The 23,448-nt window shown below is 36.7% G+C and carries 18 protein-coding genes; 17 read left to right on the top strand and 1 reads right to left on the bottom strand.

Annotation, left to right across the window (positions count from 1 at the left end; all coding sequences use genetic code 11):
* Nucleotides 1-8 precede the first annotated feature (8 nt).
* The 17 genes from J2Z23_RS01695 (at nucleotide 9) to manA (ending at nucleotide 21,970) form a co-directional block, all read left to right on the top strand.
* Nucleotides 9-2,939 (top strand): family 43 glycosylhydrolase, encoded by a 2,931-nt coding sequence (locus J2Z23_RS01695; RefSeq protein WP_064468078.1) that lies wholly within the window; start codon nucleotides 9-11, stop codon nucleotides 2,937-2,939.
* Between the two features lie 387 nt (nucleotides 2,940-3,326).
* Nucleotides 3,327-4,721 (top strand): glycoside hydrolase family 30 protein, encoded by a 1,395-nt coding sequence (locus J2Z23_RS01690; RefSeq protein WP_064468079.1) that lies wholly within the window; start codon nucleotides 3,327-3,329, stop codon nucleotides 4,719-4,721.
* A gap of 63 nt (nucleotides 4,722-4,784) precedes the next feature.
* Complete coding sequence (locus J2Z23_RS01685; RefSeq protein WP_064468080.1) at nucleotides 4,785-6,065, top strand: ABC transporter substrate-binding protein; 1,281 nt, start codon at nucleotides 4,785-4,787, stop codon at nucleotides 6,063-6,065.
* Nucleotides 6,066-6,263: 198 nt separating this feature from the next.
* Nucleotides 6,264-7,205: a carbohydrate ABC transporter permease gene (locus J2Z23_RS01680; protein WP_238456136.1), complete on the top strand. Its 942-nt coding sequence runs from the start codon at nucleotides 6,264-6,266 to the stop codon at nucleotides 7,203-7,205.
* Nucleotides 7,206-7,240: 35 nt separating this feature from the next.
* On the top strand, nucleotides 7,241-8,056 hold the full coding sequence (locus tag J2Z23_RS01675; RefSeq protein ID WP_238482552.1) for a carbohydrate ABC transporter permease: 816 nt from the start codon (nucleotides 7,241-7,243) through the stop codon (nucleotides 8,054-8,056).
* Nucleotides 8,057-8,207: 151 nt separating this feature from the next.
* Nucleotides 8,208-9,236, top strand: a complete 1,029-nt coding sequence (locus tag J2Z23_RS01670; protein WP_064468082.1) for a LacI family DNA-binding transcriptional regulator — start codon at nucleotides 8,208-8,210, stop codon at nucleotides 9,234-9,236.
* A gap of 76 nt (nucleotides 9,237-9,312) precedes the next feature.
* Complete coding sequence (locus J2Z23_RS01665) at nucleotides 9,313-11,058, top strand: glycoside hydrolase family 35 protein (protein WP_209973062.1); 1,746 nt, start codon at nucleotides 9,313-9,315, stop codon at nucleotides 11,056-11,058.
* 676 nt (nucleotides 11,059-11,734) lie between these two features.
* Nucleotides 11,735-12,616: a glycoside hydrolase family 43 protein gene (locus J2Z23_RS01660; RefSeq protein WP_209973060.1), complete on the top strand. Its 882-nt coding sequence runs from the start codon at nucleotides 11,735-11,737 to the stop codon at nucleotides 12,614-12,616.
* Nucleotides 12,617-12,823: 207 nt separating this feature from the next.
* Nucleotides 12,824-13,357, top strand: coding sequence for a DUF4870 domain-containing protein (locus tag J2Z23_RS01655; RefSeq protein WP_209973058.1), 534 nt, complete (start codon nucleotides 12,824-12,826; stop codon nucleotides 13,355-13,357).
* Between the two features lie 427 nt (nucleotides 13,358-13,784).
* Nucleotides 13,785-14,837: an aldose epimerase family protein gene (locus J2Z23_RS01650; RefSeq protein WP_057983773.1), complete on the top strand. Its 1,053-nt coding sequence runs from the start codon at nucleotides 13,785-13,787 to the stop codon at nucleotides 14,835-14,837.
* Between the two features lie 203 nt (nucleotides 14,838-15,040).
* The gene (locus tag J2Z23_RS01645; protein ID WP_057983775.1) at nucleotides 15,041-16,015 is read left to right on the top strand and encodes an AAA family ATPase; all 975 of its coding nucleotides are present in this window, start codon (nucleotides 15,041-15,043) and stop codon (nucleotides 16,013-16,015) included.
* Nucleotides 16,012-17,112: a DUF58 domain-containing protein gene (locus J2Z23_RS01640; protein WP_064468086.1), complete on the top strand. Its 1,101-nt coding sequence runs from the start codon at nucleotides 16,012-16,014 to the stop codon at nucleotides 17,110-17,112. Before J2Z23_RS01645 ends, J2Z23_RS01640 begins: the two co-directional genes overlap by 4 nt.
* Before the next feature lie 22 nt (nucleotides 17,113-17,134).
* Nucleotides 17,135-18,412 carry a DUF4129 domain-containing protein gene (locus J2Z23_RS01635; protein ID WP_057983779.1) on the top strand — a complete coding sequence of 426 codons (1,278 nt, stop codon included), beginning with the start codon at nucleotides 17,135-17,137 and terminating at the stop codon, nucleotides 18,410-18,412.
* 62 nt (nucleotides 18,413-18,474) lie between these two features.
* Nucleotides 18,475-19,092 carry an SGNH/GDSL hydrolase family protein gene (locus J2Z23_RS01630; protein ID WP_057983781.1) on the top strand — a complete coding sequence of 206 codons (618 nt, stop codon included), beginning with the start codon at nucleotides 18,475-18,477 and terminating at the stop codon, nucleotides 19,090-19,092.
* A 349-nt stretch (nucleotides 19,093-19,441) separates the two neighbouring features.
* Entirely contained in the window at nucleotides 19,442-20,608 is a 1,167-nt protein-coding gene (locus J2Z23_RS01625; protein ID WP_057983783.1) for an MFS transporter, read from the top strand.
* On the top strand, nucleotides 20,605-21,018 hold the full coding sequence (locus J2Z23_RS01620; RefSeq protein WP_057983785.1) for a VanZ family protein: 414 nt from the start codon (nucleotides 20,605-20,607) through the stop codon (nucleotides 21,016-21,018). The genes J2Z23_RS01625 and J2Z23_RS01620 overlap by 4 nt, the downstream gene beginning before the upstream one ends.
* Nucleotides 21,019-21,022: 4 nt before the next feature.
* Complete coding sequence (gene manA, locus J2Z23_RS01615; RefSeq protein ID WP_057983787.1) at nucleotides 21,023-21,970, top strand: mannose-6-phosphate isomerase, class I; 948 nt, start codon at nucleotides 21,023-21,025, stop codon at nucleotides 21,968-21,970.
* A gap of 197 nt (nucleotides 21,971-22,167) precedes the next feature.
* Here the strand turns inward: manA and J2Z23_RS01610 are convergent, their stop codons facing one another.
* Nucleotides 22,168-23,349 carry a M14 family metallopeptidase gene (locus tag J2Z23_RS01610; RefSeq protein ID WP_209973057.1) on the bottom strand — a complete coding sequence of 394 codons (1,182 nt, stop codon included), beginning with the start codon at nucleotides 23,347-23,349 and terminating at the stop codon, nucleotides 22,168-22,170.
* Nucleotides 23,350-23,448: the final 99 nt, after the last annotated feature.

Raw genomic sequence — 23,448 nt, 5'->3', positions numbered from 1 at the left:
TGTATATCTTGAGTAAGAATAAAAGGACTTGTTTATTATTAACGATTCTGATGCTGTTTTCCAATATGATGACCATCAACACTCCTTTAAAAACAAAAGCGGCCGATAAAAATTTGCAAGAGGCGGGGAATATTTATTATTTTGTTAAAGCTGGTGACCCGACACCAGAAACGATAGAAGAGGGAGAACAATTAGGTTTATATAATAGTAAAACAGAACAGAAGTATGGAATGGATGATAAAACAGGGAAGAAATGGGGACTAGTGACTGAAACGACAGCAATGAGTGTCGTTGATGAAGAAGCTGGCAAATATTCTACATTAAGATATTATAATGGTCCACAAAAACGTGATAAAGCGATTGAGTATAAATTCGAATTACCGAAAGGAACATATGATATTACACTTGGCTTTAAAAATAAGTGGAGTGGGAGAAGTGTGAATATCCATGCCAATGAGCAAAACTTATCTAACGGAGATTATGACATTGGTGAGTATGGTATGGAAAAGGAATTCGCTTATCGGCAGCTATCAATTGAAGCTGGGGAATTATCTTTGAAGATACAAGGACCCGAAAATGCGGAACTAACCAATCATAATGATCCACTAGTTAACTATATTTCTATTACAGAGAGCGTACTACTTTCTCTTTCAAATTTGGAAGAGAAAATCCTCGAGGGAAGAGGGAAAATCGCTGGGGAAAATACGTACACAGATTATAGTGTTCAACAACTGCAAAAAGTAATTGATCAGGCAGAGGATTTACTTAATAGCATTATAGATGAAGGCTTGGAAGTAGAAGCGAGAGAGGTTCAGGAGGATATTCATATGGCCATTCAAGATTTAGATACTGCTATAGAGGGGTTAGAGTTGTATAAAGAAAACAAATCCTTTAAACCGGGGCAAATGTGGAAGGATACAGATGGGAAGCCGATCCAAGCTCATGGTGGCGGGATCATGTATGATGAGAAAACAGCGACATATTATTGGTATGGTGAGGATAAGACAAACGGATATCTTCCTGCTACTGGAGTACATGCCTATTCATCAAAGGATTTATATAATTGGAAAGATGAAGGGGTTGTGATGAAGGCGATAGAAAACAGAGAAGATATGGATACAGATCCGTACTTTGTGGAACTGTATAAAAATCGCACAACAGAAGAAAAAGATGTCATCTTTAGTGATATTAATAGCGCTCGAGGAGTGTTAGAGCGTCCTAAAGTGATTTATAACGAAAAAACAGATAAGTATGTATTATGGTTACATGTGGATGGACCATATGAAGGATCAGATTCGAATTATGCAAAAGCAAAAGCTGGCGTTGCCGTTAGTGATTCACCAACAGGCCCTTTTGAATATTTAGAAAGCAATCGCCTCAATAAAATGCCAGATGGCTATGAGTTCAAAGTGAAGAATACAGGTATGGCAAGGGATATGACTCTTTTCGTAGATGATGATGGAACAGCGTATATTATCTATGCTAGTGAAGAAAATTACTCTTTATACATTTCAAAATTAAATGAGGAATATACCGCAATAGCTGGGGAGGAGTATGGAAAAGATTTTACTCGGGCCATTTATGATGGACATCGTGAAGCACCTGCCATGTTTAAATATGATGGCAAATACTATCTCATTACATCTGGTGCTACAGGGTGGGACCCCAATCCCGCTAAATATCATGTGGCAGAATCGGTATTAGGTGAATGGAAGGATATGGGCAATCCAACTATCGGTGAAGGGGCAGCAACAACTCATGGTTCACAAAGTACGTATGTCATCCCTGTTGACCCTGAGAAAGGAAAATTCATTTATATGGGAGATCGCTGGAAGAAAGAGGACTTAAAAAACTCCTCTTATGTTTGGCTTCCACTTGAATTTGGTCAAGACGATGAAATGGCCTTAGAATGGTTTGATGAATGGGATTTGACGACTCTTAATAAAATGGGAAAAGTTACTATTCATACAGAACTACCTGAAAAAGTAAGTTTAGGTGAAATACCGAATTTACCGGATACGATTAATATAACCAATTCAGAAGGAAAACAAATGGATACATCGGTTACCTGGGAAATGAATCCCGAAGATTTTTCAAATCCTGGAATAGTGACGGTGGCTGGGACACTTCTTGAACTAGCAGAGAAGGTGATAAGGATTAAGATCCTTGTCCTCCCTAATAATGTGCAATATTTTGTTCATGCGGGTGGCGCTGAAACAGAAGATTACAAGTTATGGACCTCCTATATGCAAGAAACACTTGTGAATAAGGATAGGATTGATCAACAATATGATCCAGAAAATGGCCAAAGTTGGGGATATATTGGTGATCGTACAAGTCCGGCAGGAAGTGAAGATGGAGACCTATTCTCCGCCTTACGATATCTCACACCCAATTCTGGTACCGATCTTTCGTATAAATTTAACCTTGATAATGACAAGTATACCGTTTATCTCGGACTATATGACCCATGGTATAGTTCCACAAAAGGAAGTCGAAAAGCAGATATTTTATTCAACGGAGAAGTCCATACGAAGGATTATGTCTTCACCGATGCCTATGATGTGGTTGGAGGAGAGGTGGAAATCACGGATAACCTTTTGGATGTGACCATTCGTAAAACAAATTCTCCAGATCCGCAAATCAGTTGGATCATGATTGTCGGAAATGAACAGAAACAGGATGTGAATGTCTCATCGTTATTAGAAACTTTGACAAAGTATCAATCAGAATTACCAGAATCGGTCTATCATTCTATACATGTGCATCTTACCGCGGTTCAACACTATGAACAGCAAGAGCAAGGGGAGAAGATCGTGAAGCATATGAATAGTTTTTTAGAATTATTGAATCACCAAAAAGACAAGGAATTAATTTCTGAAGATATATACCGGATTTTCAAAGGAAAAGCAGAAGTTATTATTTCTGCTTGGCTGTAAGTAATTTAACTTAAAGGCTGGGACAACAAAATAAATCTGAGCAATATAATAGTTAGTGCAAACTTTAGCTTGTAAACTATTATATTGCTCATTTCATTAATGTTCAGTTTTTACAGCAAAAAACGATTATTTAATTTATTCTTCTATTGACAATATTTAAATTTAAAAGTATATTTATTTTATTGAAATCGGTTTCAATCAAGATCTTTGAGAATCGGTTTATTTTTATGAAGTTGATTGACACCGGTTGCAATAAATAGAAAATTCCGTTTTATGAGAGGTGATAAGAGGAATTACTTCTAAGGAGGGCTGATAAGGATATCCCAATCAAAGACAATTTTATTATTCGTAGTAATGATCACGATCTTATTAATCGGAGGCATGATAATGAGTAACTCTAAGGGGCGAGATGAGCAATTAGTATTTAAAGGTGATCCTATTTTGATTGATCCCCATGATCGTTATGATAATTTTGAAGGTTGGGGAACATCACTCGCATGGTGGGCACATATTATCGGTCAATGGAAAGATGAAGAGAAAATGAATGAGGTAATCGAGCTTATTTTTGACGAAAGAAAGGGACTTGGACTCAATATCGTGCGCTACAATATTGGTGGGGGAGAAAATCCGCAAATTGTCCCGAACACATTACGTCCTGGTGGTGATGTTCCTGGGTTCCAACCTGAGAAAGGGAAATGGGATTGGGAAGCAGATAAAGGCCAAAGAAAAGTTTTATTAGCTAGTTTCGAACATGGGGTAACCATTGCAGAAGCTTTTTCTAATTCTCCTCCCTACTGGATGACAAAAAGTGGTTCAGTTACCGGAGCAGAGGATGGTGGAAATAACCTAAAGGATGAATACTATGCAGGATTTGCTGATTATTTAACTGAAGTTGTTAGGTTTTATAAGGAGAAACATGGAGTGACCTTCCGCACCTTGAATCCCTTGAATGAACCTGCTTCTGCTTGGTGGATAAAAGGAAATATACAAGAAGGAGCTCATTTTAGTCTTGATAAACAGATGGAGATCATCGACAAGGTAGCTCAATCTTTACAGAAAAAAGGTTTACAAGATACAACAATCAGTGCTCCTGATGAAAATAGTATTGATGAGACCGTGGAAATGTTACGTGGTTATGATGAGGGGACGATTGATAACTTGGCTCAGATTAACACACATTCCTATAATGGCAGTCAACTAGAAGAACTTCGCAAATTTGCGGTGGAAAAAGATAAAAGATTATGGATGTCTGAATATGGTACAGGTGGAACTGAGTCACATAATCATAATGATATGACAAGTGTAATGGAATTAGCAGAACGAATCATCTTTGATTTACACATGCTTCGACCTGCTGCATGGGTTTATTGGCAAGCTGTTGAAGATGAAGGTGCGAAAAATAATTGGGGCTTTATTCACTCAGATTTTCGAGGAAAAGAAAGTTATGAGTTGACTAAGCAATACTATGCGATGGCGAATTTTAGTCGCTTTATCCGACCAGGAAGTAGTATTATACACACAAATCACGGGCGGTCAATTGCCGCATATGATCAAAAGAAGAAGCAGCTAACAATTGTAGTTAGAAATGAATATTCACAACAAGAATTTGAGTATGATCTAGATGCTTTTCAGTTTGAGACTAGATTGGCAGAAGTATATGAAACAACTTTACAAAAGGACTTAAAACGATCAGAGCTTTCCATTTATAAGAATGGCTTTAAAATTACGCTTGATGAGCAGTCTGTTACCACAATTGTAATTCCAAATGTAGAAATGAAATAATTTTTTTGAGTATAAATGAAACCGGTACCAATAAAAAGACAACTATAAAAGGAGTGACCTATTTTGAAAAAGGCTAATATTTTTCTACTAACGATCATGCTATTTCTAGGTGTTATGTTAACAGCTTGTTCATCTGATGCAAACTCAAAGTCTGATGATGGAAAAACGAAATTGACATTTACAATGTGGGGTGGTGAATCGGATAAGGAGACGTACCAAGAACGACTTGATTTAGCGAAAGAGAAATTTCCAGATATCGATGTTGAGTTAATTTATATTCCAAAGGAGTATGCCCAAAAGGTACAAACCATGATTGCAGGGAATACAGCTCCAGATATTATGCAGTTGGCAGAAGAAGTGCATATTTATTCAAGTAAAAACCAATTAGCCCCATTAAATGAGTTTATTGAATCCGCAGAGATTGATTTAGATGCCCGATTTGGATCTGTTTATAATAATTACTCGCGTGAAGGAAATGTATATGCCCTTCCCGATCGGGGGGGCTCGATAATCGTTTACTACAATAAGGATTTATTTGATGAAGCAGGAGTCGAGTATCCGACAGAGGATTGGACTTGGGATGATCTATTAACTGCTTCGCAAAAATTGACGAAAAAAGATGGAGATAAAATCGTTCAGTGGGGAGTTGGAGTAGGCGATTGGTGGCCATTATGGATGTCCTTTATGTACCAAAATGGTGGTGGAATATTAGATGAGGATGGGAATCCGATCATTAATTCCCCTGAAAACATTGAAGCGATGCAGTTTGCCGTAGATCTTATCCATAAATATCAAGTAGCTCCTTCCAATAAAGATTACGCGAATATGGGGGATATCGGTGCAGACCAGTTATTTGCACAAGGGAAGCTTGCGATTGATTATACAGGATTTTGGAATATCGGCGGGGCAAGTGAAGTAGAAGATTTAAATTGGGATATTGCCCCATTATGGAAAAATAAGGAAAAGGGCACGATCCCATTCGGTAGTGGGTTGGCAATTACTAACCAATCAAAACATAAAGAAGAAGCTTTTAAAATTATTGAATTTTTAACAGGTGAAGAGGGACAACTTCCAATTGTCGAAAATAACCAGGATGCACCAGCTAATGTGGCAGTATTAGAAAGTGATACTTTCCTAGAGAAGGATTTTGCTAAGCATCCAATTAATACGGATACATTTGCCAAATCTGCCGAAATGATCATTGAAATGCCATTAATCCCAGAATGGAATGAGATGCAGAAGTTATTTACAGATAATTTTGCTGATGTATGGACAAATAATGGTTCAGTTGAAGATGCTTTAAATAAAACGCAACAGGATTTAGAGAAATTATTAAAAAAATAAGTGAAAAGATGGCTGGAACATAAGAAAATATCCAATTTTTCACAAAGGGCAATGTGCTTATTTAATGAAGGAAAAGTATATTTTGACTCCTGGGAAAAGTTAAAAATGCTTGACACTCGTCCACAAAGAGCGAAGTATGTTCCGATGGACATCATTATGAAAAAACTTATGTTCCAGTCCTCCTAAGGAGGGTGTGCTATGACAAACCAAACGTTAGAGATGCAGAAAAATAGACCAACCAAGATAAAAAAAATGAGTAGTAAAAGAACGGAAGAAAGATGGTTTTATCTCTTTATCTCCCCCTGGATTATTGGCTTTCTCTGTTTCATATTAGGTCCGATTATTGCCTCCTTTTTTCTGAGTTTTACTAACTGGGATTTATTTACTCCAGCTAAATGGGTTGGGTTAGAGAATTATCAAAACCTTATGCAAGATAAAATCTTCTGGAAAACAGTTTACAATACTTTTTATTTTGCACTCATATCAGTCCCATTAACGATGATTTTATCCCTAGGAATGGCTTATTTATTAGCACATAAAATGCGCGGAATGTCCTTTTTCAGAACTATCTTTTATTTACCAGCCTTAGTACCAATTGTTGCATCTTCGATGATTTTTAAATTCATTCTTGCTCCAGATACCGGTGTAATCAATCGCTTTTTAGCTTTTTTTGGCATTGATGGTCCCGCTTGGCTACTTGATCCCACATGGGTGAAAATGAGTTTTATCTTCCTAGCCATTTGGGGAGTTGGAGCTAACATGGTTTTATTACTAGCGGCAATTCAAGGAGTGCCTGAAGAATTATATGAATCTGCGGATATGGATGGTGCATCGAAATTTAAAAAGTTTATCCATATTACAATCCCTATCATATCACCGGTTATTTTTTTCAATCTAATTATGGGAATCATTGGGAGTTTGCAGGCCTTCTCGCAAATTTATATTTTGACTGGCGGTGGTCCTAATAACGCAAGTAATATGATGGTACCGTACCTATTTTCTAATGCATTCGAATTTTACAAAATGGGCTATGCTTCAAGTATTGCATGGGTTCTATTTCTTATTATTATAATCTTTACCGTTATTGTTTTTAAATCTTCCTCAATGTGGGTTTATTACGAAAGCGAGGTTAAAAAATAATGTTCGATAAAGCGAGTTCAGTAGAAAAGCCCATATTGTATCTTTTGTTATGTGTAATCGGTTTTGCCTTAATCATCCCTTTTATATATATGATTTCAATCGCTCTAACTACACCGGCGACAACGGTGAAGATGGACTTTACAATTTTCCCGCGGGAATTTCACTGGAAAAACTTTTTACAAGTTTATCAAAATAAAGAAATCCTCACTTATTTTAAAAATAGTGTCATTCTCGTAGTATTTGCTATTATTGGTCAAGTGTTATCCAGTTCCTTTGTAGCTTATGGTTTTTCTCGTTTACATGGGCGTGGAAAGAATATTCTTTTTATCATTTTACTTGGGACGATGATGATCCCTGGACAAGTAATGATGATCCCACAATTTATTATTTTTTCAAAACTTGGTTGGGTGAATACACTTTTACCACTTATTGTACCTAATTTCTTTGCCAATGCTTTTAATGTATTTTTATTAAGGCAATTTATATCAGGTATTCCAAGGGAATTGGATGAAGCAGCCAAAATTGATGGGCTTGGCTATTTTGGAATTTATTGGCGGATCATTATGCCTCTTTTAACGCCAATACTGATTGCGATTGGTATCTTTACTTTTAATACCAATTGGGGAATGTTCATGGAGCCACTCATTTATATTAATGATGTAGCGAAAATGCCTCTTGCCTTAGGGGTGCAAATTATTAGTGCAACATTTAGTACAAACGCTATTCCAGATTGGAATATTGTAATGGTTGCTTCTTTATTATTAACAGGTCCAATGATCATTGTATTTTTCTTTGGGCAAAAATATATGTTTCAAGCCAATATTAACGCGGGTTCAGCGGGAATTAAATAATGTTTTTATCAGGCTATCTTTATCGACTTTTACCGGAAGGAAAATCGATTGGGAAAAAAGGGAAAGCTAATGAAAACTATAACAATAAACTGTGATATTCTATAGGTAAAAATGGAATGCGCTTCCAATGAAGATGAGGTAGAAAACATATATGAAAAAGAAAAATATTACTATTTACGATATTGCAAAGGTGGCAAATGTTTCACCTACAACCGTATCAAGGGTGCTTACAGGAAATCCATTAGTGAAAGAAAGTACTAGAAGACGAGTGCTTGAAAAAATGGAAGAGCTGGAGTTTACCCCAAATGAAGCTGCGAGAAGCTTAACAAAAAAACAAACAAATATGATCGGCTTTATTTTACCTGATATTACCAATCCCTTTTTCTCACAAACTTATATTAATGTGGAAAGAAAAGCGTTTGAAAAGGGTTATACAATTTTATTAAGAAATTCCATGAATAGTAGTGAAATGGAGTCAGCTCATTTACGTGAATTTGTGGAAAGAAGAGTAGAATGTATTGTTTTTATGGGGGGACGAATTAATAAATCGAAGCCAACAGAAAAGGAAACAGCAGAAATGAATGAAGTTTCGAAACGAGTTCCCCTTATCATGGTGAATGGCATGATGCAAGGTGTCGATTGCTATACGATCCGAACAGATGAAGAAGAAGGAGTGCGCTCAATTATCGATCATCTTGTAACCCTAGGTCATAAAGAAATCAGTTTAATCGGGGGGATTAAGGGAGTCACAACAGTCGATCTCAAAGTCTTAGCCTACCAAGATGCTTTGAAAAAGAATGGTTTGCAATTCCACAAAGAATGGCAAATTTATTCGGGCTTCGGGGTTGAGGACGGCCGGGCAGCAATGGAAAAATTACTTAAAGTTTCCAAGAAGCCTACAGCTATAATCGGTATAAATGATATGGTGATATATGGGGCCCTTAAAGAGTGTCGAGAACAAAATGTACCTATCAATGAATTTTCATTTGTTGGCTTTGACGATATTTTTCCATCGGATATTGTCTATCCGAGTTTGACCACAGTCAACCATAATTATGAAATTCTAACTTCTGAAATTATTGAAGTGATCAAGAAAATTATTGAGAAAAAGGATTCTGAAAAAGAACTTTTAATTGATACAAAATTAATTATTAGAGAATCATGTCAATCCATTAAATAATAAATGCTTTTAATTGAAAAATGAAAAAAGTAATGAATGATTTAGACTACTAGATGTTAAAGGATGACTGACTAAGATGAGTGAATTTGCGATTAAAGATGAGTTTTTATTAGATGGTGAGCCCGTCAAAATTATCTCCGGAGCACTTCATTATTTTAGAGTTGTTCCTGAATATTGGCGCGATCGGCTCGAAAAGTTGAAAGCTATGGGCTGTAATACAGTTGAGACATATGTACCGTGGAATGGTCATGAACCTAAAAAGGGAAAGTTTAACTTTCAGGGAATCTACAATATCGCTGAGTTCATCTCCATTGCTCAGGATTTGGATTTATGGGTGATTGTTCGCCCTTCCCCATATATTTGTGCAGAATGGGAATTTGGTGGATTACCTGCCTGGTTATTGAAAGATGAGAATATGCGTATTCGCTGTCATTATGAACCGTTTTTACGTCATGTGGACGACTATTTTCAAGTTTTATTCGAACAGTTAGTTCCATTGCAAGTGAATCACGGTGGCCCGATTATCATGATGCAAGTGGAAAACGAGTATGGTGGATATGGAAATGATAAAAAATATTTGCGTGCTATTGCTAATATGATGTTGGAAAAGGGCTGTGTTGTGCCATTAGTGACCTCAGATGGTCCTTGGCATGATATGTTAGAAAATGGATCCATACCAGAACTCGCTTTTCCTACAGTAAACTGTGGCTCTAATCTAAAAGCCCATTTTAAGAAACTAAAGGAATTAAATAACGGGACAGGCCCCTTAATGGTGATGGAGTTTTGGATTGGTTGGTTTGATGCCTGGGGAGATACTGAACATCATACCAGGGATGAAAAGAGTGCGGCACAAGAGTTAAAAGATATTCTAGAGTTAGGTCATGTGAATTTTTATATGTTCCATGGTGGCACTAATTTCGGTTTCATGAGTGGCGCGAATTATTACGAAAAGTTATTACCTGACACAACTTCATATGATTATGATGCCCCCCTAACTGAATGGGGAGATACAACACCTAAATATGAGGCTTTTAAACAAGTTATTTCGCAAACAAGCAAGCTCCCAAAAGTTAATTTTTCTACTGAAATTATAAAGAAGGATTATGGAAAGATTCTTTATAAGAACCGGGTATCTTTATTTGCGACGCTGGATTCCATGGCAGAGTCGATTTACTCTGATTATACAATGCCAATGGAAAAGCTAGATCAAAATTATGGTTATGTACTATATAGAACGAATATCGGAAAGAAGAGAGAAATTGAGGATTTTCGACTCATCCATGCAAATGATCGTGCCCATATCTATATTAACCAAGAACTTACATTTACAAAATACGATCTGGAGCTACCTGTGAAGGAGTCCTTTGAATTAACGGCTGAAGAAAATATATTAGATATACTTGTTGAAAATATGGGAAGAGTAAATTACTCGATTAAAATGGAAGAACAACGAAAAGGGATCAAAAATGGCGTTGTCATAAATGGAGCATATCAGAGTGAATGGCAACATTATTCACTCCCTTTAGACAATATCGAAATGGTTGATTTTAATAAAGATTTTAAAGAAGGAAGCGCCGCCTTTCACCAATTTCAATTTGAGATTGAAGAGATCGGTGATACCTTTTTAGATTTTCAAGGTTGGGGAAAAGGCGTAGCATTTGTAAATGGTTTTAACATTGGTCGCTTTTGGGAAATCGGGCCACAGACAAAGCTCTATATTCCGGGACCATTATTAAAAAAAGGAATGAACGAAATCGTTTTGTTTGAAACAGAAGGGGTTTATCGAGATGAGATTTACTTAACTGATAAACCGGGATACTGATGAGTTAATTATTACAGAATAAATTTAATTTGAAAAACCCCCCTAGACTTTATAAATTATAGGATGATTTAGTTAGGAAATCCTAATTTTAATCGGTTTAGGGGGAATGGTTAGGTGCAAAAAGAAAAGATAGCTGGAAAGCGGAAAAATACGAATATTTCCTTCGAGTTCCTCAAGATAAGAATCAATTTTAAAAAATACAACTAGGCCTTGAAATGTGTAAGCCCCTCATCCATAAGGATATGTTACCTACTTATTTAAAAACAAACATGTTATCCACAAATTTTAAAAAAGATCCTTCTAAAAGTCGGCTTGTTTATTTGTAAAAGAGAGGGGAACTCGAATATTCAGGTACAATAGTTCCAATTTAAAGTACATTTGTTTGCTTGTTATCGTATTTCTATGGTTGGTCATTTATTTAGATTGCACATCATTGTGACTGAATTTGGACATAATATCATTTTATTGTAGCGCTCTGTTAATTGCTTTTATTGGGATATATAGGTGTATCGAAGCTTTTAAGTTTATATTCTTCGGGACGGTACTCAGTTCATAAGAAAAAAGCCAGATAATAAGGCGTCTATTTTTATCCAGCTCTGTTATTTTTATTTCAAGTTGCCATAATAGTAGTTTCTTATTGAAGCAAAATTTATCTTTATGAATAAGGGGAATACTTATGACTAATTTTCTGTTTGCGCATTTTATTGGGGAGAGTAGATTAGGAGAACAAGTTTATTTTAGTATTAGTAAAGATGGAAATCATTTTTATGATTTGAACGCTGGAAACCCGATACTAATATCTAATATTGGTGAAAAAGGGGCTCGTGATCCTTTTTTAATTCGTGACCCAAAAACGAATAAAGTCTACATCATTGCTACGGATTTACAAATTCATAAGGGCTCGGGCTGGCAGCATGCTCAGGAAAAGGGTAGTCGTGACATTATCATTTGGGAAACAAATGATTTATTAAATTGGCAAGGGCCTCGTGCGGTAACTGTAGGTGTTGCTGGAGCAGGGAATGTTTGGGCCCCTGAAGCAGTATATGATAAGAAAAAGGAAGCTTTCCTTGTTTTCTGGGCATCGAAGGTTGAAGGGAAACATAAAATCTATGCATCATATACGAAGGATTTTGTCTCATTTGATGAACCATTTATTTTCGTTGAGAAAGATCGAGATGTAATTGATACGACAATTTCTTATAGTGATGGGAACTATTATCGTTTAACGAAAGATGAAACTTCTAGTCGTATCATTATGGAATACTCTGATGAGCTTGTTGGGGAATATAAAGAAATTCAATCCCTTATCTTAGCTGATTTAGCTGGTGTTGAAGGTCCACAAATGTATCAAGTTGCAGATGGTACATGGTATTTAATCGTTGACCAGTTTGCTAAAAATTTAGGATATATGATTTTAGAAACATCTCAATTGGGTAAGAAGGATTTTGTGGAAAAGCCGAAAGATGAATACGATTTTGGAATTACGAAAAAACGCCATGGTAGTGTATTAGCCATTACGAAAGAAGAATATGAGAAACTATTAGCTCATTATAAATGATATTTCTAGAAAGTTGAATTCTGGTATAACCCGTAGAATATACATGGTATTTATTAAACTCAGGTAAAGGGAAATTAGGAAAATAGAGGTAGTTCCAGACATAGGTCTTTTGTGACGGGAAATTTAATTTGATCTTTAATAGAATAAGAGTAATGCACTTTGATAATAAGGTGAATATTCAATATTTTAGTAAAAGGAGGGATTAGTATGAGTCAGGTGGATCCGATAAACCCAAATGAGGGAGAAGAGAATCCAGAAGATCAGGGGTCAATCAATGGTAATCAGTTGAACGAAAATGAAAGTATTCATGATGAAGAGAAAGAGAATCATGTTGAAGAAAAAAGCAAAGTAGAAAATAACCAAAATTCGCCAGAAACGAAACTTACTGTAAGCGAGTCAACACAACAATCAGAAAGTCATGCGAAGACATCATCAGGTTTAGATGAAAATATTGCGGCTTTGATTTCATATATTGGTGGATTTGTGACAGGAATTATCTTTTTCTTCTTAGAAAAGGAGAATAAATTTATTCGATTCCATGCCATACAATCGATTATTTTAACGGTAGCATGGTTAATTGTTAAATATGTGTTAGGCTATATTCCATTTATCGGTTGGTTACTTGTTCTATTGGTGAATGGTCTTGTGTTGGCATTGTGGATTGTTTGTATGGTAAAAGCTTATCAGAAACAAACCTTTAAAATTCCTGTTATAGGAGATTTGGCTGATCAGTATAAATGATGATCTTAGCTAATATTATTTCTAAACAAATTGTTTCACGACTTTTCCATTAAGTACCATTTTGAAACTTTTGATCAATGGTATTTAGAGTAGTTCAAGATCGCTGTTTTGATGGCTTCGGCTTTATAATCTAAGTCAAAAGGATAGAATGTCATTGTATTTAATAGCTCCCTATGTATGTAGAACTGAGTTGATTCCACCAACCAGCTATGTATGATAGGGAGCTATTTTATATAAGACCCTAATAAGAATTGAAATGACAATTCAAGCTGCTTGCTTTTGATGGAAATAAAACTAAATTTTCCCTTTATTCTCCTTTTTTTGGCAAATAATATCAAAAAGTTACGCTGTTTTTGCATTTCAAATTGACTGTTTGCTCAAGTAGGTCTATCATTTAATATGTATAACTCAGGAAAGGCGGATGGATATGGAGGTAACAAAAAGTATATACGGTTATTTAGGAGACACACCCGTATATTCCTACACCATGAAAAATATGCATGGCGTGGAAGTCACTTGCATTGATTATGGTTGTATCATTACCAAAATGGTAACGCCGGATCGTGAAGGGCGCTTAGAGAATATTGTTCTCGGATATAATCAGCTTGAAGGATATGTCCAAGATACTGCTAACTTTGGTTGTGTAGTAGGACGTGTTGCAGGAAGGATAAAAGAGGGTACTTTTTCTTTAGATGAGAAGACGTACAATCTTGCTAAAAATGAAAATAGCAATCACCTTCATGGTGGTGAAAAGGGTTTCGGAAAGGTCCTTTGGAATTCTTCCTATGAAGAAGATATTAATCAAGCTAAAGTGCATTTTGCTTATTTTAGCCGTGATGGAGAAGAAGGATATCCAGGAAACCTTGCAATGAGAGTCACATATACTCTTACTAATGATAATGAGTTTATGATCCATTATTCTGGTAAAGCAGATGCGAAAACGGTTCTCAATGTTACAAACCACTCATATTTTAATTTAAGTGGAGACTTAAAGAGAGATATTCTCGATCACTCGCTTACGATGAAAAGCGACCAATTTTTGGAATTAGATGAAGAGTTACTACCAACCGGTACATTCATTGACGTTGAGGGGACAGCTTTTGACTTTCGTGAAGGACAACCTATAAAAAATGGACTAGTATCTGCTCATCCACAAAATCAACTTGTTGGTGGGGGGTATGATCATCCATTTCTGCTGAAAAATAATCATTGTGATGAGATCATTCTTGCAGACCCTGAAAGTGGACGCACGCTTACAGTAGAAACAGATGAGGTAGGGGTTGTCGTTTATACAGCTAATCAATTGGAGGAAAAAGGAGAGATTTTAGGTGTTCCAGCCCGGAAGCATTTGGGAATTTGTCTAGAAACACAAGGACTTCCAGATGCTATAAATCAACCTGAGTTCCCGTCCTGGGTTTTAGAGAAAAATAAACCATTTTCATCTGTGACGAAATATTACTTTGGTCAACTTGATGAATAAATAGTATTATATTGTTGAAACCGCTAATGAGTGGTTTCCCTTTCGACAATAAATGTTTCCGCTTACAGAAGAGAGTTGGAACGTTTAGAAAATACATAATTTTATAACGAATCTGTTGATTGGGTGGGTTAGCATCATTTTTAAATTCTAGAAATCTGCGATCGTTCACTATATAAATGCGCTTCTGATGAGGAGGAGAACGAATGGAATTACTCACTATTAAAGAGCTAGCTAATCAATTGAAGGAGAACGTCCAAAAGGTCATTGTTGGGAAAGATGAGACAATTGAATTGCTTTTGGTTGCTCTTATTTCATCAGGCCATGTTTTGTTAGAAGATGTACCAGGAACTGGGAAGACATTAATGGCTAAAACATTGGCTAAGTCCTTGTCTTGTTCATTTAAAAGAATCCAGTTTACTCCCGATTTATTACCCTCTGATGTAACAGGGATCCACTTCTATAATCAGAAACTTGGAGAGTTTGAATTTCGCCCCGGTCCTATTTTTACAAATATTGTTTTGGCAGATGAAATCAATCGTGCCACACCAAGAACACAATCTAGTTTACTAGAGTGTATGGAAGAAAGGCAAACCACCATTGATGGGGAAACTCATCTTTTGGATCGACCTTTTATGGTGATCGCTACGCAAAATCCGCTAGAAAGCCAAGGGACTTTCCCACTGCCAGAAGCCCAATTGGATCGATTTCTTTTAAAGATTCATTTGGGGTATCCAACTAAAGAAGAGGGGCTCGCTATTTTAAAGCGATTTAAAGAGAGAAATCCAGTTGAAGAGATTGAGGCTGTCGCAGACCGAAATATGATTTTAGAAGCGCAGCGCCGCTATCATCAAGTCCATGTAAGTGAAGACCTTTATCATTATATCGTGGATATTATTGAAAAAACTAGATCACATGAGCATATTGCCTTAGGGGTGAGTCCCCGTGGGAGTCAAGCTTTACTGAAGGCGGTACAAGCATATGCAGCTATTAAGGGTAGAGAATATGTGATCCCTGATGATGTAAAGTCAGTAGTTAAGCCTGTCTTAGGACATCGCCTTATATTAACCCAGATGAAGCGAGTTGGAGAAAATCAAGCCTATCAAATTTTGGATGATATTTTACGAGAAATCGCTGTACCAACAGAGGAAAATCTAGGAAAAGGCCTTGTCTCCAAATGAATATTGCCTGGTTTATCGTGATGACCATAATCGTTATAATCGGACAAGTTTTTGTATTTGATCGTTGGGGCCTTACAAAAATTTACTACAGGCGTTCGTTTAGTAAGGAGGCAGTTTTTACGGGGGAAAGCATCGAGATGGTCGATGAAATCTCGAATAAAAAATTATTACCTGTACCATGGTTGCGGCTAGAGTCGAAAATTGCTGCCAATCTTGAATTTCAGAAACGCTCACAGTTAGATAATGATGTGCATGCTGGCGGAGACTTTCATCGCACACTTTTTAGTCTTATGCCTTATCAAAAAGTAAGAAGAAGACAAACATTAACATGTCAGAAGAGAGGCTATTACCGTTTCCAAACGGTTTCTTTAACGACTGGAGATATTTTTGGATTTGGTCAAGTATTTAAGAGTGTTCCTTCTAAAGCGGAAATTATTGTGTATCCTCGTTTAGTTTCAATGGATGAAATCCCTTTGCCTACCCATAGTTGGTTAGGAGATGTAGTGGTGCGTCGATGGATTATGGAGGATCCATTTTTAACGGCAGGAGTTCGAGAGTATAGTGCAGGGGATCCATTGAATACAATTAATTGGAAGGCAACTGCAAGGGCGCAGGCATTGCAGGTCAGTCAAAAGGATTTCTCGGCAGATCACCATTTAATGATTTACGTAAATTTTAATCAAACAGAAGATATCTGGAGACCGATCGTTGATGAAACTTTAATGGAAACGGCCATATCCTACGCGGCTACAATTGCTCAATATGCACTTGATAATGGGATTGATACAGGTTTTGGATGTAATAGTTATTTTGATGAAATGGATAAACAGCCAATACGTATTGACCCAGCCACTGGTGCGCAACACTTACAATATCTACTAGAAACAATGGCGAAATTAAAGATTGGTTCAAGTACCTATTTTGACTTTTTTCTAAAGGATGAAGTGGAGCGAGAGGTCGAGGGGACAGATATTTTAATCATTACTGCAATCGTGACTGAGAAGATGAGTGAATATATTAAGCAACTAGAAGCACGGGGGAATTCCGTGGAAATACTTGAATTAGAATTAGTTCAACCATTAAGACAAGCAAATTAATAAGGGAGAGGGGATAAATGTGATGAAGCAATTAAGGTCCTCCTTTTACCATGGAATAATTGAGTTATTACTTACCTTTCCACTTGTCTTGATGGCAGGTGTACTCCTCGTGGGAACTGAAAGACTGTGGGGCTGGCTTTTTAGTTTATGGGGCCTATTTTTTATCGGAACAATATTGCGTTTTTTATGGCCACAGAAAAAATGGTGGTTTTATATATTGCTAGCTATTTGCCTAGAACTTTTTCCTACATGGCTTTTTTCAGATATATGGTATATCCAAATACTGCTAGCGATTATCCAAATGGTGTTTGTTTTTAGAGGATTGACTTATCTAGGTAATTCATCTGCGCTTCCGCTTCTTTTTATGTGGTATAGCGGTTTACTTATTTATTTTGCTAGTTATTTTCTGTTTCGCTATCATTCACTCTTTCAGCCGTATTTATCTGTATTTTCGCTTTGCGGTATTATCTTAATTGGCATCATACTATTCATTTCGAATGATGAAACATTAAAAGCATCGACATTATCTCAAGAGCAAAGCCCTGTTATTAATCGCACGATCCAAAGGCAAAATCGTTTATTTTTGATTGGAACATTCCTAGTTATCATCGCCATCTCTAACTTTGGGAAAATTCGGGAATGGCTCTGGGATAGTTTTAGGGCGCTAATGGGTTTTATATTTAGAGAATCATCCGATAAAGAACTGGAGCCAATGATGGAAGAGGGTGCATCATCCTCACCGATGATGCCTGAGCTTCCAACTGGAGAAAAGTCTGCTTTCGCTGAGTTCCTAGATATGGTAATGACATATATCGCCTATGTTGTTGTAGTAGTCATTCTCATTTTAGCTTTATTATTGTTGGTCAAAAAAGTACGGCAACATCTACTTAAGCTATTTCGTAAATTCATTGCCAAGGTCAAGGAAATCTTTGGCCGCTCATCAATGGGGAGGGAAATGGAGCAATACATAGATGAGAAGGAAAATATTTTTGATTGGCAAGCATGGCGAGGGGAACAACAGGCAAAAGTAAAGCAGTTAATGGGCCATTTATTTAATCGAGAAGTGCGTTATGAATCTCTTTCAAATCAAGAAAAAGCAAGGTTTATTTATCGAAAGCTTGTAGAACAACAGGCAAAAGGAATGGACATTCATCATTCTATGACACCGCGTGAAGTGCTTAGGAAACTAAGCAATGAGCAAAACTTAGATTTATTAAGAGATACTTATGAACAAGTTAGATATGGTGAACAGGATATAGAAGTGCAAACCCTACAAACTATTTATAAGTATATAAAATAATCGGTTACTAGAAACAGTATTATGTTTAAAAAATCGCCTTAGTGTAGGAAGAAATTGGAGGAATGGGAATGGATAAACAATTTCGTATCGTCTTAATTGGAGATAGTATTACAGATTCAGGAAGAAGGGAAGATCCTGAAAAGCTCGGTTTTGGTTATGTACGTCTTATTCATGATGAGCTATTAGTAATGAATCCTGACAAGAAAATAGAAATATTAAACAAAGGAATTGGTGGAGATCGCATTACCGATTTGCAAGCAAGATGGGAAGAGGATGTTATAAATGAACAACCCGATTATGTATCCATTTCGATTGGAATTAATGATGTTTGGCGTCAGTTAGACCAGCCGCAAATGGAACAAGTATATCCCGAACAATATGAAAAAATTTATCGGGAATTATGTGAAAAGACGAAAGCACAACTTATTTTAATGGAGCCGACAATTATTGAAGAAGATATAGAATCTGAAGGAAATCAAAAACTAGTAGACTATGTTGAAATTGTGCGAAGGCTAGCCAAACATTACAATGCCATCCTTGTACCAACCCATCAAGACTTTCAAAATTATCTTCTTGCAGGAAATCGTCATAAATTAACGACTGACGGCGTTCATATGAACTCAGCTGGAGATATGTTAATGGCTAAATCTTGGTTGAAAGCTTGTGAAGACTTATTTTAAGTAGTGGGATTGAGAGAAGAAGATTGATATTAATTGTCATTAGTGAATAAGGGAGGGGCTATCCTAATGTCTCAATCTGGGAATGATTTAGTTGGATTGAGAGAAAAGAGGTATATAGGTGGTCCCTGCTTTTTTCTGTGGAAAAGGGGCGGAGCTACGCTAAAGGATTTCTATTCATCACATAATGAGTAAAAATGGGAAATACATCCGGTCATGAAACCAAGTTGCTACGCTTGCACAGCCTTAACTTCAACGGACACTGCTTCATACATTTCCCTGCTTAGGTTGTAAAATTCATCTCAACAATGTTTTGTATGCAATCTATTTCATTTTTAAAGGAAGAAGAATTATGGGGATGAACCAATTTCAATGGACTTTGAAGTTATATTTATTTATGATGGGCTCAATTAATACTTTTGTTGTCAGTTATTATCCTATCTATTTTAAATACATGGGGTTGACTACTTCAGAAATTGGTAGCGTTTTGGCTTTGGGAGGGGCAGTTGGTCTTTTAGGACAACCATTATGGGGAATATTAAGTGATAAATTCCAAACCGTTAAAAAGCTAATTATGTTCGTATTAGTTGGAAGCATAATAGGCATTATCTGGATATTTCAAGTATCTACTTTGACTTGGATTTTTGTGGCTGCATCCTTTTTCTATCTTTTTTATACATCGGTTTTTCCACTATCTGAAAATTTGACGAAGCGGATAGCGACCGAACACCAATTGTCTTTTGGTACACTTCGATCATGGGCTGCTTGGGGATTCGCTTTTATTACATTAGTAAGTGGTTTTTTCTTTGCAAAGCTTGGGATTCAATATTTACTTTATCCTGTGTTACTATTTGCAATCCTCGCTTTTATCCTGGCAACTAGGCTTACAGATGCGCCAACAGGGACAAAGAAAATCAATCTGAGAGCAATGGGGAAATTTTTCCGCAGTCCAACTTTATTATTTTTCTTTGCGGTCACTTCTTTTCTAGCCCTTACACATCGAATAAACGATAATTATATTAGTTTATATTTAATAGATATAGGGGGAGACGAGACATTAGTAGGGTGGCTATGGTTTATTGGCGTTTTGAGTGAGGCCATCATGTTTTACACAAGTGCGATCTGGTTTCGCCCACAGAAACCGATTCATTATGTGATACTTGCAGGTTTTCTTTATTTCATTCGCTGGCTGATTGTTGGATATATTTCAGACCCTCTGTTTTTATTAGCGATCCAAGTATTACATGGAGTATGCTATGCAATCTTATTTATGGGGGCGATTGAATACTTATATAAGTTAGTGCCTGAGGAGATGCAAGCTACTGGTCATATGGCTTTTATGCTCGTTGTCTTTGGGATGACAGGAATTATTGGTTCATTGGCTGGCGGGATTGTTTTTGACACATTTGGTGGTTCAGCATTATACTACATAATGGCTGTATTCGCTTTAATGGGTAGTATTGGATTAATTTTCTTTCATTTGAAGGAAAAAACAGTAGTCAAAGGAATTAGTATATGAAAAGGAAATATATTTGGCTTGGAGCCGCTCTTCTAGTTTGTATTGCAATCTTCGTAACAACAGCTTTACCAGTATCAACAGGTGGGCATACAAAATTGCTAATTTTACAGTTTCTTCCTTTATCAGAGGAAGTAGCAGCGAATGTAAATTTTCTATTTCGGAAAATAGTTCACTTGACAGCATTTGGCTTTCTCGCCATTTTATTCTACAATAGTTTTGAGAAAAATAGATTCTTACGGGCATGGATCATTACAACGATTTATGCGGCAACAGATGAACTTCACCAAGCATTCATTCCTAATAGAACAGGATCATTTTGGGATGTTGGCTTGGATTCGCTTGGTGCATTACTCGCCTTATTGGCTCTTCAATTTTTGCAAAAATATGTAGTGAGACGAAAGAAAGGATGACAGCATGATGGAACCGTTATTTTTACAGCCTGTTTTTCAGGAAAGAATTTGGGGAGGTACGGCTCTCAAAACACAATTTGGTTATGATATCCCTTCTAACCATACAGGAGAGTGCTGGGCTATTTCGGCCCATCCAAATGGCCCTTCTATTGTTAAAAATGGTCCGTTCGCCGGGAAGACATTGATTGAACTTTGGGAAGAACAACCTGAACTATTTGGAAACCATCCAACAAAGGCTTTTCCACTCTTAACAAAAATTTTAGATGCGAATACAGATTTATCTGTACAGGTTCATCCAGATGATGAATATGCCAATGAGCACGAAAATGGTGAACTTGGAAAAACGGAATGCTGGTATATTATTGATTGTAAAGAGGGAGCAGAGCTCATTTATGGACATACAGCAAAAACAAAAGAAGACTTTGCGCGTATGATTGAGAAAGATGAATGGGATCAATTGCTTCGTCGCGTGAAAATTAAACCTGGGGATTTCTTCTACGTTCCAAGTGGCACAATTCATGCTTTAGGAGAAGGGACACTTGTACTTGAAACACAGCAAAGCTCAGATACGACGTATCGTTTATATGATTATGGCCGTGTTGGGCAAGATGGAAAGACACGTGAACTACATATTGATCAATCGATTGCTGTTGCAACGATCCCACATAAAAATGCTGATGTTCAAGAAGCGATTAGTAAAGTTCCTGGAGCTGAAATTACAACTTTCGTAGAAGCGGAGTATTTCACAGTTTATAAATGGGAACTTGATGGAAAAGCTACTTTTGCTCAAGAGAAGCCATTTGTACTTGTTAGTGTCATTGATGGTGAAGCAGATATGATGGTTGCTGGTAAATTTTATCCGATTCAAAAAGGTGACCACTTTATTTTACCTGCTGAAATAGAGGCTATTGAGTTAGATGGACGGGCTAAACTGATTGTTTCACATGTGTAATAGGCTTATCACAAAAGGATTTGTCGCTTACTAGTAATCATTTGATTGCTTATAAAAAATCACCCTCTCTGTAAATGTTGTATGGGAACTACATTTACTAGATTGGGCGATTTTTTGTTTTCTTCGATAAGGAAAACCTTCACCTTTTATTTAAAGGGTGGATTGGAGTGGAGTGCCACTCTTATAACACTCCGTACCTATCTTAATGCCCTTACTAGCAGTGGCTGCATGTCTGCATAAATTTCATCAAATTGTGATATCGGGAGCGGGTTTTGGCCAATGCCTAATTCGATCGTAAAACCCGGTTTGCGAAATTCTTGGATAAACCAATCTTTGTAACCAACAAAACTATCAACATATTGGACAGCTTCATAACCACTTGCTACAGCAAAATCTTGAGCAAGTATAGCTGATTCAGGAGGCTCCAATCCTTCATATCCCCAGTAAATTTCTTTTCCTTGTGTGTGTAAAGAGAGAAGACGATCATAGTCATCTTGTAAAGCTAGCTGAGCCATCGCTTTTGTTTCCGGTTCACTAATCGGAGTATAGCCTAGAAAATCACGTGGACCAGGTTTCGAAGGTTTTCGTTTCTTTTCAAATTCCCAATTAGCAGGGAATTGTTTATTCAAATCCACTCCACGAATATTCGCTTTCCATCCAGAAAAGTCCATGTTGCCTTTATTTAAGCTAATTAAATGTTGATGCAAATCAATAGGTGGACCGTTTAACACAAGATCTACACCATCTGGATTTACCATCGGAATAGCGAAAAGCTGTGATTGTTCGTAAAGGGTAAGGGCTTGAACACCGCTGATCTTATCTCTATCAACGAGTGCCCGTAAATAATCATTTAAAAACTGCATGAATATACAAGTTGTGATCCATTCATTCGCATGGAAAGAGGCGTTAATCTGTACTTTTCTTTCTCCCATTCCAATCTGTAGTTCATCTAAGGATTTTTTTAAGACACTATCCCCAACTTGACGTTTTTGAATAAATGGATAATAGTCCACTAGAGCTTTAAGGTCTAATTGAAGTTGTGAATAATCATAATGTGCTTTTGGATTAACGATATTATGGGTGATTCGTGAAGGAATAAGAATGTCTTCACCTGTTGAAAGGTTATCGAAGTCGGTTGTTTGATTTAAAAGGAGTAAAGCATCTTTTTCAAGTTGGTAAAAATTTGTGAGATCCGCTATTGTCTCCCCGTGACGAATAGAATATGTGCTCGTTTTATAGCCGGGAATATATATTGTTTGACCTACTTGGAGTTGTTCCGGATTACTATCTAAATTAGCATCAATGATAAGCACAAGCGGAACTGCAAATAATTGTCCATAATATTCGAGCGTATCTTCTGATCGAACTTGTATTTTCATAAGGCTTCCCTCCAAAAAACATTCATCATATTAGATGTATGGTACTGATTATAAAACATGACTGAAAGTTTTGGAAACTACTGACCTAATTCGGATAAT

The organism is Lederbergia galactosidilytica, from assembly GCF_017873565.1.
Classification (GTDB): domain Bacteria; phylum Bacillota; class Bacilli; order Bacillales; family Bacillaceae_C; genus Lederbergia; species Lederbergia galactosidilytica.
This window is presented reverse-complemented; position numbering and strand designations above follow the sequence as displayed.

What these genes read in the sequence shown, in the direction of transcription:
- J2Z23_RS01680 (WP_238456136.1), top strand. Translation starts at nt 6,264, where the DNA reads ATGACAAACCAAACGTTAGAGATGCAGAAAAATAGACCAACCAAGATA.
- J2Z23_RS01620 (WP_057983785.1), top strand. Translation starts at nt 20,605, where the DNA reads ATGAAAAGGAAATATATTTGGCTTGGAGCCGCTCTTCTAGTTTGTATT.
- J2Z23_RS01610 (WP_209973057.1), bottom strand. Translation starts at nt 23,349, where the DNA reads ATGAAAATACAAGTTCGATCAGAAGATACGCTCGAATATTATGGACAA.
- manA (WP_057983787.1), top strand. Translation starts at nt 21,023, where the DNA reads ATGATGGAACCGTTATTTTTACAGCCTGTTTTTCAGGAAAGAATTTGG.
- J2Z23_RS01625 (WP_057983783.1), top strand. Translation starts at nt 19,442, where the DNA reads ATGGGGATGAACCAATTTCAATGGACTTTGAAGTTATATTTATTTATG.
- J2Z23_RS01635 (WP_057983779.1), top strand. Translation starts at nt 17,135, where the DNA reads ATGAAGCAATTAAGGTCCTCCTTTTACCATGGAATAATTGAGTTATTA.
- J2Z23_RS01640 (WP_064468086.1), top strand. Translation starts at nt 16,012, where the DNA reads ATGAATATTGCCTGGTTTATCGTGATGACCATAATCGTTATAATCGGA.
- J2Z23_RS01660 (WP_209973060.1), top strand. Translation starts at nt 11,735, where the DNA reads ATGACTAATTTTCTGTTTGCGCATTTTATTGGGGAGAGTAGATTAGGA.
- J2Z23_RS01690 (WP_064468079.1), top strand. Translation starts at nt 3,327, where the DNA reads ATGAGTAACTCTAAGGGGCGAGATGAGCAATTAGTATTTAAAGGTGAT.
- J2Z23_RS01670 (WP_064468082.1), top strand. Translation starts at nt 8,208, where the DNA reads ATGAAAAAGAAAAATATTACTATTTACGATATTGCAAAGGTGGCAAAT.
- J2Z23_RS01665 (WP_209973062.1), top strand. Translation starts at nt 9,313, where the DNA reads ATGAGTGAATTTGCGATTAAAGATGAGTTTTTATTAGATGGTGAGCCC.
- J2Z23_RS01650 (WP_057983773.1), top strand. Translation starts at nt 13,785, where the DNA reads ATGGAGGTAACAAAAAGTATATACGGTTATTTAGGAGACACACCCGTA.
- J2Z23_RS01655 (WP_209973058.1), top strand. Translation starts at nt 12,824, where the DNA reads ATGAGTCAGGTGGATCCGATAAACCCAAATGAGGGAGAAGAGAATCCA.
- J2Z23_RS01645 (WP_057983775.1), top strand. Translation starts at nt 15,041, where the DNA reads ATGGAATTACTCACTATTAAAGAGCTAGCTAATCAATTGAAGGAGAAC.
- J2Z23_RS01630 (WP_057983781.1), top strand. Translation starts at nt 18,475, where the DNA reads ATGGGAATGGATAAACAATTTCGTATCGTCTTAATTGGAGATAGTATT.